This window comes from Kitasatospora cystarginea (genome assembly GCF_039533515.1).
In the GTDB taxonomy this organism is placed as follows: Bacteria; Actinomycetota; Actinomycetes; order Streptomycetales; family Streptomycetaceae; genus Kitasatospora; species Kitasatospora cystarginea.
Genome location: NZ_BAAATR010000027.1, coordinates 1 through 16531, shown reverse-complemented (window position 1 = coordinate 16531; position 16531 = coordinate 1). Strand labels below are relative to the sequence as shown.

Sequence of the window (16531 nt, the reverse complement as noted above, 5' to 3'; positions counted from 1 at the left end):
ACCCGGAGCGCGGTCGGTCCCCGTCGCCTGTGCCCGTGCTGGCCGGCGAAGCGCTCCCGCTAGATCCGCTCAACACCCTTCGGTACGACCGGGTTTGCCTGGAGGAGTCACGCCGGGTGTCCGAGCCGGCTCACCTCGGCCTGCCTCGTCCGTGTGCGGCGCGATGCCGAACTCGACTCACCTGAGGAGGTGTTCGGCCGCGGTGGGCCGGTGGGTCGGACGGGTGGGCGCAGCGCTCGACCCGCTGCGCCCCCGCTCCGGCGACCGCCACCGGTGCTCGATGGCCGGCTATGGAAACCGGGCCAAAACGGCCCGGTGCCATGAGATGGTCAACAGCTGCTGATTTCCAGCAAATTGTCCGGAATTCTCAGTCTGCCGGAGTTCCGAGCCACTGGGAGAGCGCCGCGCGCAGCTCGCCGCGGCTCGGGTCGATCCCGGCCCAGGCCGCGTAGCCGTCCGGGCGGACCAGCAGGACGGTGTCCCGCAGCTTGCCGTGCGGGTCGGCCGGCGCGGCGGTGACCATCCGGCTCGCCCAGGGTTCGGCCACCGACAGTTCGTCATTGCTGATCAGGACGGACCGGCCGGCCCGCAGCGCCTCGTGCAGGCGGGCGGGACCGCCGGGCTGGTCCACCGCCAGGCGCAGGTCGGGGATCCGGCGGCCCACCAGGTGGTGCGAGCCCTTGGGCGCGGGGTACCTGATCCCGATCCCGGAGATCTGCCGGGCTCCGAACTCGGCCAGCGGGCCGACGCGCCCGGCGCCGGCCGCCAGGGCGGTGCGCAGCGCGCGGGCCGGGGCGGAGTGCGCCAGCGCGAGCCGGACGATGGCGCCCGAATTGCGCAGCGCCATCCGGCCGACGGGGTGGCGCTCGGTCTGGTAGGTATCCAGCAGGGCGTCGGGCGCCCATCCCCGGATGACGGCGGCCATCTTCCAGCTCAGGTTGGCGGCGTCCTGCAGGCCGGTGTTCATGCCCTGGCCGCCGGCCGGGGAGTGGCAGTGCGCGGCGTCGCCGGCCAGGAAGAACCGGCCGGAGCGGTAGTTGGGCACCTGGCGTTCGTCGCTGTGGAAGCGGGACATCCACCGGGCCTCGTACAGGCCGTAGTCCACGCCGAGGACGGTGCGGGTGATGTCGGCGATCTCGGCGAGCGAGACCGGGGCGCTCTCGGGGCGCTGCCGGCTGCGGTCCCAGGCGATCACCCGGTACCAGCCGTCACCGAACGGGACGAGGAAGGCGAAGCCCTGCGCGGTCGCGTAGAAGGTGAGCACCTCCTCGGGCTCCCGCCTGAGGCGGACGTCGGCCAGCAGTACCGAGCTGATCACCGACTCCCCCGGGAACGGGATGCCGAGCAGGTCGCGGACGGTGCTGCGGACGCCGTCGGCGCCGACCGCGTACTTCGCGGTGTGCGTGACGCTCTCGCCCTCGGTGCGCACGTCCAGGGCGACGCCGCGGCTGTCCTGGCGCAGCGCGATCAGTTCGGTGCCCCGGACGATGGTCACGCCGGCCTTCAACGCCCGCTCCGCGAGCAGGCGTTCGGTGCTGGACTGCGGGGTGATCAGGACGAACGGGAAGCGGGTCGGCAGCTTCCTGGTGTCCAGCGCGACGTGGCCGAACAGTCGCAGCGAGTCGATCACCTGGCCGGTGGCGATCAGTTCGTCGGCCAGGCCGCGATCGTCGAACTGCTCCAGGGTGCGGGCATGGACGGCGAAAGCGCGGGTGAGGTTGGACTCGGCCGCGCGCTTCTCCAGCACTGTCACCCGCAGCCCCGCCATTGCCAGATCGCCGGCCAGCAGGAGCCCGGTGGGCCCCGCGCCGACGATCACGACATCCGAGGTCTGCTGCTTGTCGGACATCTGCCATCTCCTGGTGGTCGGACCGGCGTTGCGTGCCGGCGAGCCGGTTCTCAGCTCGCTCTCAGCCTTCCATCATCGCTGCCCCAGATCGGGCTGTGAATCTCACCGACATGACAGAGCCCGCGCTCGCCGACCCGACTCAGTCCGTGCGCCGGGGGATGCCCACGGTCGATCCGCTGCCCTCGGGCGCGGTGGACGCGCTCCCCCGTACCCGGCTGGTCGAGGTGGTCGTCCCGGTCTACAACGAGGAGCACACCCTGGAGCGGTGTGTCCGCAGGCTGCACGCCTACCTCGGTGAGACCTTCCCCTACCCGTACCGGATCACCATCGCCGACAACGCCAGTGTCGACGGCACCTGGCGGGTGGCGACCGCGCTGGCCGGGGAGATCGAGCAGGTCGAGGCGGTGCACCTCGACCTCAAGGGGCGCGGGCGGGCGCTTCGGCAGGTCTGGGGCGCGAGCGACGCGGACGTGGTCGCGTACATGGACGTGGACCTCTCGACGGGCCTGGAGGCCTTCCTGCCGCTGGTCGCGCCGCTGCTGTCGGGCCACAGCGACCTGGCGATCGGCAGTCGGCTGCACCGGGGTTCGGCGGTGGTGCGCGGGCCGAAGCGGGAGTTCATCTCGCGCAGCTACAACGTGCTGCTGCGGGCCACCATGGCGGCGAAGTTCTCGGACGCGCAGTGCGGGTTCAAGGCGGCGCGGACGGAGGTGGTCAAGCAGCTGCTGGTCGAGGTGGAGGACGACGCCTGGTTCTTCGACACCGAACTGCTGTTGCTGGCCGAGCGCTCCGGGCTGCGGATCCACGAGGTGCCGGTGGACTGGGTGGACGACCCGGACAGCCGGGTGGACATCGTCCGTACGGTGATCGACGACCTCAAGGGCATGGCCCGGGTCACCCGGCGCTCGCTGACCGGCGCCGGACGGATCGAGAGCCTGCCGACCCGGGTGCGGGCGGCGCAGCTACCGCCGGGCCTGTCCTGGCAGTTGGCGAGCTTCGCGGTGGTGGGCGCGGTGTGCACGGCCTCGTACATGCTGCTGTACCTGCTGTTGCGGCAGGTGGCGCCCGCGCTGGTCGCCAACGCGGTGGCGCAGGTGCTGACGGCGGTGCTCAACACGGCGGCCAACCGGCGGTTCACCTTCGGGGTGACCGGGCGGCGCGGAGCGGTACGGGCCCAGGCGGAAGGCGGGATCGCGTTCGCGATCGGGCTGGTGCTGAGCAGTGCGGCGATCGGCCTGCAGGGGGTGGCGTGGCCGTCGGCCCGGCACGGTGGGGAGTTGGCGGTGCTGGTGGCGGCCAACGCGGTGGCCACGGTGGTGCGCTTCGCGCTGATGCGGGTGTGGGTGTTCAACCCGAAGCGGAACCGCTGACGCCGGGTCAGTGGCCGGGGCCGACCGAGGTGTGGGCGCGACCCCTCGGGGCAGGCGGGTGATGCCCTCGGGGGCGCGGGGAACCGCGCGACCAGCCCGCTGCGGACGTGCATGGTCACTCGCGTGGTTCCCCGCGCCCCCGAACCGTCTCCGGTCCCGACCCGGGGTCAGCTGTGGCGGCGGATCTCGACGGTGCGGAAGCGGTTGGCGACGAACGCGCCGTCGCAGTAGGCGGAGTTGGCGGCCGGGTTGGCGCCGGTGCCGTGCAGGTCGGAGAAGGCGGCGGTCTGGTTCGGGTACACGCCGCCGGTGAGGTTGAGGGAGAGCGAGACACCGGAGTCGAGGGCGGCCTCGACCAGGGCGGCCTCGACGGTTGCGTCGACCGTCCAGCCGGTGGCGGTCATCGCGCCCTGCTCGGCGGTGGTGCGGCGGAGCAGCTCGACCGCGGCCTCGGCGGACTCCACCGCGACTGCGAAGGAGACCGGCCCGAAGCACTCGCTGAGGAAGGTGGCCCGGTCGTCCGGCTTGTCGGAGTCCACCTTGACCAGGGCGGGCGTCCTGATGGCCGCTCCCGGGAACTCCTGCGAGGCCACCACCCGCGGGGTGAGCGCGAGTTCGCCGAACTCGCCGCCCGCCGCCTGCACCGTGCGCTGGAGCACGCCCGGGTTGACCACGGCGCCGAGGATCGCGGCGGCCCGGGCGTCGTCGCCCAGCAGGCCGTCGATCGCGGCGGCCAGGTCGGTGACCACCTCGTCGTAGGACTTGCTTCCCTCGTCGGTGTCGATGCCGGTGCGGGGGATCAGGATGTTCTGCGGGGTGGTGCACATCTGGCCGCTGTAGAGCGAGAGCGCGAAGGCCAGATTGGCCAGCATTCCGCGGTAGTTGTCGGTCGACTCGACCACCGCCGTGTTGACGCCGGCCTTCTCGGTGTAGACCTGGGCCTGCTTGGCGTTGGCCTCCAGCCAGTCGCCGAAGGAGGTCGAGCCGGTGTAGTCGATGACCTTCACCTCGGGCCGGACGGCCAGCACCTGGGCGACGGTCGACCCCTCGTGCTCGGCCGCCAGGCAGACCGTGTTGGGGTCGAACCCGGCCTCGGCGAGCACCTCGCGGGCCACCCGTACGGTGAGCGCGAGCGGCAGGGTGGCGCGCGGGTGCGGCTTGACCAGCACCGGGTTGCCGGTGGCCAGCGAGGCGAACAGGCCCGGGTAGCCGTTCCAGGTCGGGAAGGTGTTGCAGCCGATCAGCAGCGCGAGCCCGCGCGGCACCACGGTGAACTCCTTGACCATGGTCAGCGGGTCGCGCTTGCCCTGCGGCTTGGTCCAGTCGGCGCGCTCGGGCAGCCTGGTCTGCTCGGCGAAGGCGTACACCACGGCTTCGAGGCCCCGGTCCTGGGCGTGCGGGCCGCCGGCCTGGAAGGCCATGCCGTACGCCTGGCCGGTGGTGTGCATCACCGCGTGGCCGAACTCGTGCGAGCGCTTGTTGATCCGGTCCAGGATCTCCAGGCAGACCGCCGCGCGGGCGGCCGGGCCCGCCGCCGCCCAGGCCGGGCGGGCGGCCTGCAGGGCGCCGATCAGCGCATCGGGCGTGGCGTGCGGGTAGCTGATGCCCAGCTCGATGCCGTACGGCGAGGTCTCGCCGCCGACCAGCTCGCCGTCGGTGGGGTGGCCGTCGAGGGCGAAGACGCCGCCGAGCAGAGCCTCGAACGCGGCCTTGCCGTCCGCCGCTCCGCTCTCGCCGTACGCCTTCGGGAACTCGGGGTAGGGGGACCAGTAGTCGCGGCTGCGGATCGCCGCGAGGGCTCGGTCGAGGGTGTCCTGGTGGCGTTCGATCAGTTCGGCGACCGAGAGGGCAGGGGTCGCAGCGGCCATGGTGCGCTCCTCCAAGGGGCGGACGGGACACCCCTCAGAGTAACCGAACGATCGGTCGGGGCACAGGGGTAACCGCGAGGCGCGCGAGGACGGATGTCGTGGACTCGGAGGGATTGGCTCCGCGCCCCTGGGCCCTTCCGCGGTCTACGGGATGCCGAGTTCGAAGACGACGTAGCCCGCGAACCAGCCGGAGGCGACGGCGCCCACGCCGAGGACGGTGGCCAGGGAGGGCAGCGAGAGGCGGCGCAGGGCGAGGGCGATCGGGATGGTGAGCGGGAAGACGGGGAGCACGAAGCGGGAGAGGGTGCCGAACATCTGCTGGCTGCCGAGGACCAGCACCAGGGTGCCCAGGGTGTAGACGGTGATCACCAGCGGCGGGCGCAGCCGCAGCAGCGGGACCAGCAGGCAGGGCAGTGCGAACAGCACCAGGACGGCGATCAGGTCCTCGGTCGGGTACGCGAAGAGGTAGTTGTTGTCGCCGGTGAGGATGTGGGTGACCGCGTCGGAGGTGTACTTGCCGAAGTCGAAGAAGTGCAGCCAGGCGCCGCGCTGCAGGGTGAGGTAACCGTCCCAGTGGCCCATCCGGTAGCCGACCCAGCCGATGTAGCCGAAGAAGCTCAGCGGGGGCAGCAGGATCGCGCTCAGCGGAGCGAGCACCCCGTCCCGGCGGCGGAACAGGGCGACGGCGGCGGAGAGCGCGACGCCCGCGATCAGGGTCATCGAGGTGGGCCGGCTCAGGCCGGCGATGAAGGTGATCAGTGCCGCGTTCAGCCACTGCCGGCTGATCACGAAGTAGCAGGACCAGACGGTCAGCGCGACGAACAGCGACTCGGTGTAGACCGCCCACTCCACACCCGCGCCCGGGAAGGCGCCCCATACCGCGGCCGCGATCACGCCGGCCCGGGCCCCGGCCAGCTGCCTGGTGACCGCGAAGATCCCGGCGGCGGCGGCGAAGGAGGACACGATCGAAACCAGCATTCCGGCGCCGTAGAAGCCGATGCCGGTGCAGTCGGAGACCAAGCGCATCAGACCCGGATAGAGCGGGAAGAAGGCCGAGGAATTCTGCTGGACGGTGAAGAATCCACCGTGGTCCGCTATCAGCTCCGGGTGGTAGCCGAATTGCGCGACCTGCTGGTACCACCAGCCGTCCCAGCTGCCCACGACATCCCACGGGTGCGCGCCGCCGCCGAATCTCGGGTCCAGCTGGTGGAACCGCCCGGAGGAATCCAGCAGCAGCATGAAGACCGAGAAGCCGATCAGCTTCACCGCCCCGAACAGCGCCAGGGCGGGGCCGAACGCGGCCGCGCCCCGGCGCAGGCGCTCGCGGAACGTCTCGGTGCCGGGGAAGGGCGGGGGCGCGGAGGAGGACGGTGGCACCGGGGGCTCGCCGGGGAGCGGACGGCGGTCCGCTGCCACCGTCTCCTGTATCGCGCTCACTGCGGGGCCCCTCCACCGGTCGCCGTCACCACCCCGCCGGGATCGTCGGCGGTGAACGGCGAGTCTATCCGGCCGCCTTGGAAACCCCGGGGCTCTCGGTTCCGGGTGGGGGTGGTGCGGGAATTCGCTTTCGCGGAGTTTTGGCCGATTTTCGGACGGAATCCGGTATTGGCCGGAAAAGGTGCGGAAATCACCGGTGGGCGCTGTCGAGGCCATCCGGACGTTTCGACCCCAGGCTGACGTGCACCCGGGGCGGCGAGGATACTCGTTCCCATGGCCGAGAACACCACCCGCACCACGTACACCGTCGAGTCACTGCTGGCCGTGACCGTCGAGGTCTTCAACGAGCGCGGGTACGACGGGACGTCCATGGAGGACCTCTCGAAGGCGGCCGGTATCTCCAAGTCCTCGATCTACCACCATGTGCGCGGCAAGGAGGAGCTGCTGCGCCTCGCCGTCGGCCGGGCGCTGGACGGCCTGTTCACCATCCTCGACGAGCCCGCCGCCCGGAGCGGCCGGCCGGTGGACCGGCTGGAGCACGTGGTGCGGCGGACGGCCGAGGTGCTGCTGGAGGAGCTGCCGTACGTCACGCTGCTGCTCCGGGTACGGGGCAACACGCCGACCGAGCAGTGGGCGCTGGAGCGGCGGCGGGAGTTCGACCACCAGGTCGCCGAACTGCTCAGGGCCGCGGTCGCCGAGGGCGAGCTGCGTTCGGACGTGGAGCCCCGGCTGGCCACCCGGCTGCTGTTCGGCATGATCAACTCGATTGTGGAGTGGTACCGGCCGGGCGTCCGGGCGCAGGACGGGATCGCCGAGGCGGTCGTGCACCTCGCCTTCGACGGGCTGCGTGCACCGACCGCGTAGTCAGGGCCTGCCCCAGCCCGGTCCGGGCGATCCGGCCGGACCTCGGGAGGTCCGGCTAGTCCGGCGGGACCTGGTCGGTCTCCTCGAAGACCAGCAGGGTCTGGGTCGCCAGCACCTGGGAGATGCTCTGGATCCTGGTCAGGACCAGCTCGCGCAGTGCGCGGTTGTCGGCGGTGTGCACCAGTAGCAGGACGTCGAACTCGCCGCCGACCAGCGCGATGTGCGCCACCCCGGGGAGTCCCAGCAGCTGCTCGCGCACCGTCCGCCAGGAGTTCTGCACGATCTTGAGGGTGATGTAGGCCGAGGCGCCCTGGCCGGCCCGCTCGTGGTCCACCCGGGCGGTGAAGCCGCGGATCACCCCGTCCTCGACCATCCTGGATATCCGGGCGTACGCGTTCGCCCGGGACACGTGCACCCGTTCGGCGACCGAGCGGATCGAGGCCCGTCCGTCCTGCTGGAGCAGGCGGAGGATCGAACGGTCGACTCGGTCGAGCCTGGACATCTGTTCAGCGGACACGGCCCCCCGCTCTCTCGGAATGGACATGGTGGCACCAGGAGAGCGCTGTTCGGGCCGATTGTCCACCACCTTGGCTCAGCTGTGGCCAGAATGACCAGACAACCGAACAATCGGTAGGGAGCGACGAGGCCCGACGGCCTGCCGCGCCGCCCCTCGCTCACCACGGCATCACCCCCGCCCCTGTCGCACCCCCTCCCCACCCACCGGAGGTGCCGAGATGACCGTTCTCGACCACAGATTTTCAGCCTCCGTCCCGGGGTGGCTCCCCGGCGCGACCACCGCCCGCACCGACCCGGCACCGCTGCTGCCCGACCCCTCCCCCGTGCGGGTCCTCGGCACCCCGCTGCTGGAGAAGACCGACCCGGTGCTGCTGCGCGAGCTGTACCGGCGGTTGGTCGTCGGCCGCCGCTACAACCAGCAGGCCACCACCCTGACCAAGCAGGGCCGGCTCGCCGTCTACCCCGCCTCCACCGGCCAGGAGGCCTGCCAGGTCGCCGCCGCACTGGCGCTGCACGAGCAGGACTGGCTCTTCCCCAGCTACCGGGACACCCTCGCCGTGGTGGCCCGGGGCGTGGACCCGCTGGAGGCGCTCACCCTGCTGCGCGGCTCCGCCCACACCGGCTACGACCCGCGCGCCACCCGGACCGCGCCGCTCTGCACCCCGCTGGGCACCCAGGCGCCGCACGCCGTCGGGCTGGCCCACGCGGCCCACCTGCGCGGCGAGCACGCGGTGGCGCTGGCCATGCTCGGCGACGGCGGTACCAGTGAGGGTGACTTCCACGAGGCGCTGAACTTCGCCGCCGTACTGCACGCTCCGGTGGTCTTCCTGGTCCAGAACAACGGGTACGCGATCTCCGTACCGCTCAGCCAGCAGTCCGCCGCGCCCACCCTGGCCCACAAGGCCGTCGGCTACGGCATGCCGGGCCGGCTGGTGGACGGCAACGACGCGCCCGCCGTGCACGCGGTGCTCAGCGAGGCCGTGGAGCGGGCCCGCTCCGGCGGCGGCCCGACCCTGGTCGAGGCGCTCACCTACCGGATCGAGGCGCACACCAACGCCGACGACGCCACCCGCTACCGGCAGGAGGAGGAGGTCGCCGCCTGGCGCGAGCACGACCCGATCCTGCTGATGGAGCGTCACATGCGCGCCGCCGGGCTGCTGGAGGACCAGCTGGTGCAGGAGGCCGCGGACGAGGCCGAGGCGCTGGCCGCCCGGATGCGCGCCGAATTCCATTCCGACGCCGAACTGGATCCGATGTCCCTGTTCGCCCATGTCTATGCCGAACCCACGCCGCAACTGCGAGAGCAGGCGGCCCAGTTGGCGGCCGAGCTGGCCGCGGAGGCCGAGGTGCAGGGCCGATGAGCACGTCCCACACCTCGCCCGCCACCGCCCTCGACCGGGCCGCTGAGCGGCAGCCCTCCGCCGCCATGAAGAGCACCAGCATGGCGCAGGCACTCAACACCGCGCTGCGGGACGCCATGCGGGCCGACGAGACCGTCCATGTGATGGGCGAGGACGTCGGCGCCCTCGGCGGCGTCTTCCGGATCACCGACGGACTCACCGCCGAGTTCGGCCCCCAGCGCTGCCTGGACACCCCGCTCGCCGAGGCCGGCATCCTGGGCACCGCCATCGGCATGGCCATGTACGGGCTGCGGCCCGTGGTGGAGATGCAGTTCGACGCCTTCGCCTACCCCGCACTGGAACAGCTCTTCTCGCACGTCGCCAAGATGCGCAACCGCACGGCCGGCAAGCTCCCGCTGCCGATCACCGTCCGGATCCCGTACGGCGGCGGCATCGGCGGCGTCGAGCACCACAGTGACGCCTCCGAGGCCTACTACACCGCCACCCCCGGCCTGCACGTGGTCACCCCCGCCACCGTCGCCGACGCCTACGGCCTGCTGCGCGCCTCGATCGCCTCGGACGACCCGGTGGTCTTCCTGGAGCCGAAGCGGCTCTACTGGGGCAAGGAGGAGTGGAACCCGGCCGTGCCCGTCGAGCCGATCGGCAAGGCGGTGCTGCGGCGGACCGGCCGCTCGGCGGTCCTGATCACCTACGGGCCCTCGCTGCCGGTCTGCCTGGAGGCGGCCGAGGCGGCGCGGGCCGAGGGCTGGGACCTCGCGGTGCTCGACCTGCGCAGTCTGGTGCCGTTCGACGACGCGACGGTCGCCGAGGTGGTCCGCTCGGTCGGGCGGGCGGTGGTCGTCCACGAGTCGACCGGCTTCGGCGGGGTCGGCGCGGAGATAGCCGCCCGGGTCACCGAGCGCTGCTTCCACCACCTGGCCGCGCCGGTGCTGCGGGTCACCGGCTTCGACATCCCCTACCCGCCGCCGATGCTGGAGCACCACCACCTCCCCGGGGTGGACCGGATCCTGGACGCGGTCGCCCGGCTGCAGTGGGAGGAGTGACGATCATGCCCGTGGTACGCGAGTTCACGCTGCCGGACCTCGGCGAGGGGCTCACCGGCGCCGAGGTGGTCCGCTGGATGGTCGAGGTCGGCGAGGTGATCGCCGTCGACCAGCCGGTGGTCGAGGTCGAGACGGCCAAGGCGGTGGTCGAAGTGCCCTGCCCCTACGGCGGGGTGGTCACCGCGCGGTTCGGCGAGGTCGGCGAGGAGATCGCGGTCGGGGCGCCGCTGGTGACGGTCGCCGTCGCTGCGGCGGGCGGGAGCACGGGGACGGGCTCCGGACCGGCCGGTGAGGCTGCGGCGGACGGGGCTGCGGCGCCCGGTGCGGCGAACGAGCGTCCGCTGGTCGGGTACGGCGTGCTGGAGAGCCCCAAGGGCGGGCGCCGGGCCCGGGTCCGGATCGATGGGCCCGCTCCGGCGATTGCTCCTGCCCCCGCCCCCGCTCCTGCTCCGGTGCCGGAGGCCGCTCGGGTGGTGGCGTCCGCGGTGGTCCCGGTGATCTCGCCGCTGGTGCGGCGGATGGCCCGCGAACACGGCCTTGAGCTGGCCCGGATCACCGGCAGCGGTCCCGACGGCCTGATCATGCGAGCCGATGTGCAGCGGGCGCTGTCGGAGGCTGTCGCGCCGGTTCCCGCCGCGGTCGCCGACGAGGAGGTCGTACCGCTGCGCGGGCTGCGCCGGACGATCGCCGAGAAGCTCACCCGCAGCCACCAGGAGATCCCCGCCGCGACCTGCTGGGTGGACGCCGACGCGACCGGACTCATGGAGACGCGCGCCCAGTTGAACCGGGCGGCCGGTCCGAAGGTGAGCGTGCTGGCACTGCTGGCCCGGATCTGCACGGCCGGTCTGGTTCGCTTCCCCGAACTCAACTCCAGTGTGGAGAACGACGGTTCGGGAATCCGACGGCACCGAGCGGTGCACCTCGGCTTCGCGGCGCAGAGCGACCGCGGCCTGGTGGTCCCGGTGATCCGGGACGCCCACCTGCTCAACACCGAGCAACTCGGCGCCGAGCTGGCCAGGTTGACCGAGTCGGCCCGCGCCGGGACGCTCACCCCGGCCGAGCTCACCGGCGGCACCTTCACGCTCAACAACTACGGCGTCTTCGGAGTGGACGGCTCCACGCCGATCCTCAACCATCCCGAGGCGGCGATGCTGGGCGTCGGCCGGATCGCGGCCAAACCCTGGGTGCACGAGGGCGAGTTGGCCGTCCGGCAGGTCACCCAGCTGTCGTTCACCTTCGACCACCGGGTCTGCGACGGCGGGACGGCCGGCGGCTTCCTGCGCTTCGTCGCGGACTGCGTCGAGCAGCCGGGGATGCTGCTGCGCCAGTTGTAGCGGCGGCCGGGGTCCGGTTCCGATGGGGCCGGGCCCCGACGTGCATGCGGGTTCCGGCAGGGCGGTGAGGGTACCGGGCTCCCGGCCCGGGTGTCCGTACTTTGCGCGATTTGCCCGATGAACTGTCCGAGCGTGCCAGGCTACCGGGGCTCCAGCAGAGCAGAGCAAGGTGTGGTAGCAGGGACGACCGGGGCGGAACGATTCTCTTGGGCACTCGTCAAGTCGCTTTGAAGTCAACACCGTTACTCGTCAGAGCGGGCTTCGGTTCGGTCGCAGCGGACCCCGTGCCCCAGCTGCCGGAGGCCGCTGCGGATCAGCTGCCCGCCCTGGAGCCGGCGCCGGAGCCGCCGCTGGGCCAACTGCCCGGCACCGGCCCACTGGCGGTGCCCGCAAGGCCGCCCGGGACCGGGCTGGCGATCCCGCCGCGCCCGACCAGGCCGCCGGCCGTGCCGGCGCCCGCGCTGCCGGCCCGGGTGGAGCCCCCGCTCCCCCCGGTGGGGCCGCCGGGGCCCGGGACGACCAGCTCGACCGTGGCGCTGCCGTTACTGCCGCTGGCGCCGGCGATCGAGCCGATGTTCACCCGGGCCCCCGGGCTCAACTGGGCCGGTCCGGGCGACCACTGGTCCCGGGCCTGGGCGTCGGACGCCTCCCGGCTCCCGGTCGCGCCGCCGCTCCCCGCAGCACCGCCACGGCCGGCTCTGCCCGGCGGGTCGGCGTTCCCCGCGCTCCCGGCGCTGGCCGCCGTCCCCGGAGCCCCCGCGCTGCCGCAGCCGGTCGCCGCCGTGATGCCCGTGGCCGCCGGAGCGGGCAGGTGGGGAGCCGAACAGCCGCCCACCGCAGGGGACATCGAGCTGATCCGATCCTGCCTGGCCGTCGTGGAACCGGTCGCCGACCGCGCCACCGCGCACTTCTACGCCCTGCTCTTCCTGCGCGACCCGGAGATCCGGGCGCTCTTCCCGGCCGCCATGGACCTCCAGCGCGACCGGCTGTTCCGAACCCTGCTGACGGCCGTCCGCGACGCCGCCGACCCCGCCGTGCTGGCCGGGTACCTGGCCCCGCTCGGCCGGAGCCACCGCAAGTACGGGACGCTGAGCGGCCACTACGGCTCGGTGGGCGAGTGCCTGGTCGCGGCCCTGGAGCGGTACTGCGGCAGCCACTGGACCGCCGAGGCCGAACTGGCCTGGCGCCGGGCGTACGGGCAGGTCGCCCGGGTGATGTCCGACGCGGCCGAGCAGGCGGCGAAGACCTCGCCGCCCTGGTGGCAGGCGGAGATCGTCGCGCACCGGCTGAGCACCCCCGACATCGCGGTGCTCACCCTCCGCCCCGACCAGGCGTACCCGTACCGCGCCGGCCAGTACACCGCCCTGGAGACGCCCTGGTGGCCCCGGGTCTGGCGGCACTACTCCTTCGCCGCCGCGCCGCGCCCCGACGGCCTGCTGACCATCCACGTCAAGGCGGTCCAGGCGGGCTGGGTGAGCAACGCCCTGGTACGCCGGGCCGCCCCCGGGGACGTACTGCGGCTCGGACCGGCCGAGGGCGGCATGGTGCTGGACCACGCCGACGGCGCCGACCTGCTCTGCGTGGGCGGCGGCACCGGCATCGCGCCGGTCACCGCGCTGGTCGAGGAGTTGGCCGCCCACGGCACCCGGGGCCGCTCGGTCGAGGTGTTCTACGGCGCCCGCCGGCACACCGAGCTGTACGGCCTCGACGCCCTGCGGCGGCTGGCCCGCGGCAACCCCTGGATCACCGTCCGCCCGGTCCTCTCACAGGAGTCCGGCGGGGCCGGCGCGGAGAGCGGAGAGCTCCCGGACGCCATCGCACGGCGCGGACCGTGGTCCGGCCACGCGGCCTACCTCAGCGGGCCGCCGGCGATGGTGCGACGGACCGCGGCGGCCCTTCGGCGGTCCGGGGTACTGGCGGAGCGGATCCACCACGACCTGCCGGGGGAGCCGGCGGCACGGTGAACCGACCGCCGCGGACGCGGGCGCGCTCACGGCGTCGGGCGGCCAGGACGACGGGGACAGGTCGCGCGACAGGAGTGTGACGCGGTTCACTCGGAAAAGGTGACGGGGTGTTGTCGCAGAGAGCTGCGACTGTCGACGCATGATGATCACTGATGAGGACTGCCTCGCCGAGACCCTGGCCTTCAACGAGCAGTTCGAGGCTGCCGCCGCGAGCCGCCCAGCTCGTGGGCAGGCGCCGGACGCAACCGTGCTGGCGCTCCTGCGGCGCAACCGGCTCGGTGGCGACACCCCACCGGTGCGACTGCCGCAGGGCCGGGACCGCGTCGTCGCCGGCGGGGTGAAGGTCCGGACGTTCGTGCCGGACCACGTCGACGGCGTGTACCTGCACATCCACGGCGGTGGCTGGGCGTTCGGCTCCGCGGACGGGCAGGACGAGAGGTTGTGGCGGCTCGCCGAACAGGCACGGCTGGCCGTGGTGAGCGTGGAGTACCGCCTGGCGCCGGAGCACCCGTTCCCCGCCGGACCCGACGACTGCGAAGCGGCCGCCCGGTGGCTGGTGGACCACGCCGCGGCCGAGTTCGGTACCGAGCGGCTGCTGATCGGTGGCGAATCGGCCGGCGCCCACCTGAGCGTCCTGACGCTGCTGCGCCTCCGCGACCGGCACGGCATCACCGGCGCGTTCCGGGCGGCCCACCTGCTCTTCGGCCCGTACGACCTGTCGATGACACCGAGCCAGCGGTCGTTCGGCTCCAGGCGGCTGCTGAGCAACACCGAGACGATGCGGGGCAGTTATGAACTCTTCACGCCGGGGATGGGGGCGGAGCAGCGCCGCGACCCGGAGGTCTCGCCGCTCTTCGCCGACCTGACCGGCCTGCCGCCCGCCCGGATCGTCGTCGGGACCGAGGATCCACTGCTGGACGACTCGCTCTTCCTGGCAGCCCGGTGGCGGGCGGCGGGGGCGCCCGTGCAGCTCGGCGTCGTCGCCGGCGCGATGCACGGTTTCACTCTGTTCCCACTGACCATCACCGAGCGGGAACTGCAGCGTGAGCGGGACTTCCTGGCTAGCGCCTGACGGTAGCGTCGACCCCGTGAACCGCACTCCTCGGCTCTACGCACTGGTGGAAGAGTTGCGCGCCGCGGCGCCGCGGCTGCTGACGGTCGCCGCGCTCGCCGCGCGGTTCGAGGTCAGCACGCGCACGGTGCAGCGTGACCTTCAGGCACTGATGGAGGCCGGCGTCCCGGTGCGCGCCGCACCCGGGCGGGGCGGGGGCTGGTCGATCGACCCGGCGATGACCCTCCTCCCGATCCGTTTCACCACCGATGAAGCCTCGGCGTTGGTCGCCGCACTCGCCGCGGCCGACGCCTCGGCCCCCTACGCCGGTGCGGCCCGCACGGCCTCCCAGAAGATCGCGGCCTCGATGACCGGTCCCGCCTCGGTCGCGGCCCAGGAACTCGCCGCACGGATCGTCGCGTTGCCGACCCGGACCGCGGAGTCGGTCCGAACCGCGGTGGAACAGGCCCTCACCACCGGCACGGTGCTGCGACTGTCCTACGTCGACGCGGCAGGCTGGGAGAGCGACCGCGTGGTGGAACCGGCCGGACTGCTCACCGCGGAGGGCAGGTGGTACCTCATCGCCTGGTGCCGCACCCGGCGGGCCGGCCGGGGCTTCCGACTGGACCGGATCGCAGCGGCGACTCCGACCGGTGAGCAGGCACCGCCCCATGACCTGGCCAGCCTGCTGCTCGGCTCGGCCGCCGCCGGTGCGGTGCGGCCAACCTCGCTGGCTTCGCTCACGTCCCCGTCGTGAGGACCGGAGGTTCTGGATCGGCCTCGGGACTGGTGGGCCCGCGTGTTGAGGTGTCGCGCATTCCTGGGGGCGGACGGGTGTGCTGTCACCGTGACGCCGTTCGTGACGGCTCAGGCGGCCTGGAGGGCACGGGTGGTGGCGAGTTCGCGTACCGCGTCGGCGACGGCTCGGAAGTCGTTGCGCAGGATCTTGGAGTGGTTGCTCGCGACCTTCGTGCTGACCCGGATGTTCGGGTTGCGGGCGAGGACCGGGTCGAGGTTGGCGCGGAGCTGTTCCATCACCTTCGCGTCGGCGCCCAGGTTGCCGCCAGTGCCGAGCACGTAGCGGGTCGGTGCGGTCACCTGGTCGAAGACCGGGTCGAGGGCGGCGGGTGCGCACAGCTCGTTGAGTTCGAGGTTGATCTCGGCGTGCTGGACGGCGCTCATCCGGGCGGCCATGCCGAGCCGGCGGGCGATCGGGAACACCGGGCTCAGGCGGCGGAACAGCGTGCGGACCTGCTCCCGGGTGGCCTCGTCGAGCCACTCGCTCGGCAACGCGCCGTCCACGGACACCACCGCCTGGACGCGGTCCGGGTTGCGGGCGGCCCAGTGCATCGCGATCAGGGCGCCGTAGGACCAGCCCACCAGGATCGGCCGCTCCACGCCCCTGGCCTTGAGGACGGCGTCGAGGTCGCGGATGCAGGCCTCGAAGGAGTAGTCGGCCGAGAGCTTGGACTTGCCGCGGGCACGCTCGTCGTAGGTGATGTGCCGGTAGCCGCCGCCGAGGCCGGTGATGACGCGCCGCCAGTGCGACTGGTCGGCGTAGGAGCCGTTGAGATAGACCACGGGAGTGCCGGTGCCGCCGGTGTCGGTCACGGCCAGTGCGGTGTCATCGACCGACACCATGCCGGTCCAGGCGGTGGCGGAGTGCTTGGTGGTCATGGTCTGCCTCTCTCCGGGGTCGGAAGTGGATCAGGAGCGGTGGACGGTGTCGCCGTAGCAGGTGCGGCCGCGGTTCCGAGCACGGCCGCACCTTGGGCTGCTCACAGGCTGCGGGCGGTGATGTCGCCGTTGGAGGTGGTGGCGCGGATGTCGAGTTCGGTGGTGCCGTCGTTCTTGAGGGCGTTGCTGATGCGGCC

The 16531-nt window shown here is 72.7% G+C and carries 13 protein-coding genes and 1 pseudogene; 8 read left to right on the top strand and 6 right to left on the bottom strand.

The annotated features are described in order from the left end of the window. Positions 1 to 367 precede the first annotated feature (367 nt). Positions 368 to 1849, bottom strand: coding sequence for an FAD-dependent monooxygenase (locus tag ABD369_RS26050; RefSeq protein ID WP_344638979.1), 1482 nt, complete (start codon positions 1847 to 1849; stop codon positions 368 to 370). 110 nt (positions 1850 to 1959) lie between these two features. On the opposite strand from ABD369_RS26050, the gene ABD369_RS26045 reads away from it, so the two are divergent. Next, positions 1960 to 3219, top strand: coding sequence for a bifunctional glycosyltransferase family 2/GtrA family protein (locus ABD369_RS26045; protein ID WP_344638978.1), 1260 nt, complete (start codon positions 1960 to 1962; stop codon positions 3217 to 3219). Between the two features lie 167 nt (positions 3220 to 3386). Here the strand turns inward: ABD369_RS26045 and paaN are convergent, their stop codons facing one another. Together paaN and ABD369_RS26035 are read right to left on the bottom strand one after the other, a co-directional pair. Then, positions 3387 to 5087, bottom strand: coding sequence for a phenylacetic acid degradation protein PaaN (gene paaN / locus ABD369_RS26040; protein ID WP_344638977.1), 1701 nt, complete (start codon positions 5085 to 5087; stop codon positions 3387 to 3389). A gap of 144 nt (positions 5088 to 5231) precedes the next feature. Then, a complete protein-coding gene (locus ABD369_RS26035; protein ID WP_344638976.1) occupies positions 5232 to 6524 on the bottom strand; it encodes a hypothetical protein in 1293 nt (430 codons plus the stop codon). A 273-nt stretch (positions 6525 to 6797) separates the two neighbouring features. On the opposite strand from ABD369_RS26035, the gene ABD369_RS26030 reads away from it, so the two are divergent. Beyond that, on the top strand, positions 6798 to 7388 hold the full coding sequence (locus ABD369_RS26030) for a TetR/AcrR family transcriptional regulator (protein ID WP_344638975.1): 591 nt from the start codon (positions 6798 to 6800) through the stop codon (positions 7386 to 7388). Positions 7389 to 7443: 55 nt separating this feature from the next. On the opposite strand, the gene ABD369_RS26025 is transcribed toward ABD369_RS26030, so the two are convergent. After that, entirely contained in the window at positions 7444 to 7890 is a 447-nt protein-coding gene (locus ABD369_RS26025; protein ID WP_344638974.1) for an Lrp/AsnC family transcriptional regulator, read from the bottom strand. 232 nt (positions 7891 to 8122) lie between these two features. On the opposite strand from ABD369_RS26025, the gene pdhA reads away from it, so the two are divergent. From pdhA to ABD369_RS25995, 6 genes are all read left to right on the top strand, one after another. Beyond that, positions 8123 to 9265: a pyruvate dehydrogenase (acetyl-transferring) E1 component subunit alpha gene (pdhA, locus tag ABD369_RS26020; RefSeq protein WP_344638973.1), complete on the top strand. Its 1143-nt coding sequence runs from the start codon at positions 8123 to 8125 to the stop codon at positions 9263 to 9265. A 65-nt stretch (positions 9266 to 9330) separates the two neighbouring features. Next, complete coding sequence (locus ABD369_RS26015) at positions 9331 to 10308, top strand: alpha-ketoacid dehydrogenase subunit beta (protein WP_425557783.1); 978 nt, start codon at positions 9331 to 9333, stop codon at positions 10306 to 10308. A 5-nt stretch (positions 10309 to 10313) separates the two neighbouring features. Then, positions 10314 to 11642 (top strand): dihydrolipoamide acetyltransferase family protein, encoded by a 1329-nt coding sequence (locus tag ABD369_RS26010; protein WP_344638971.1) that lies wholly within the window; start codon positions 10314 to 10316, stop codon positions 11640 to 11642. Between the two features lie 284 nt (positions 11643 to 11926). Beyond that, positions 11927 to 13606 (top strand): globin domain-containing protein, encoded by a 1680-nt coding sequence (locus tag ABD369_RS26005; protein WP_344638970.1) that lies wholly within the window; start codon positions 11927 to 11929, stop codon positions 13604 to 13606. Positions 13607 to 13745: 139 nt separating this feature from the next. Continuing rightward, positions 13746 to 14678, top strand: a complete 933-nt coding sequence (locus ABD369_RS26000; RefSeq protein WP_344638969.1) for an alpha/beta hydrolase — start codon at positions 13746 to 13748, stop codon at positions 14676 to 14678. A 16-nt stretch (positions 14679 to 14694) separates the two neighbouring features. After that, complete coding sequence (locus ABD369_RS25995) at positions 14695 to 15414, top strand: helix-turn-helix transcriptional regulator (protein ID WP_344638968.1); 720 nt, start codon at positions 14695 to 14697, stop codon at positions 15412 to 15414. Positions 15415 to 15524: 110 nt separating this feature from the next. Here ABD369_RS25995 and ABD369_RS25990 read toward each other — a convergent pair whose 3' ends face one another. Together ABD369_RS25990 and ABD369_RS41560 are read right to left on the bottom strand one after the other, a co-directional pair. Continuing rightward, positions 15525 to 16334 (bottom strand): alpha/beta fold hydrolase, encoded by an 810-nt coding sequence (locus ABD369_RS25990; RefSeq protein ID WP_344638967.1) that lies wholly within the window; start codon positions 16332 to 16334, stop codon positions 15525 to 15527. A 101-nt stretch (positions 16335 to 16435) separates the two neighbouring features. Further along, positions 16436 to 16531 (bottom strand): annotated as a pseudogene (locus ABD369_RS41560) (DUF4097 family beta strand repeat-containing protein); the annotation flags it as partial.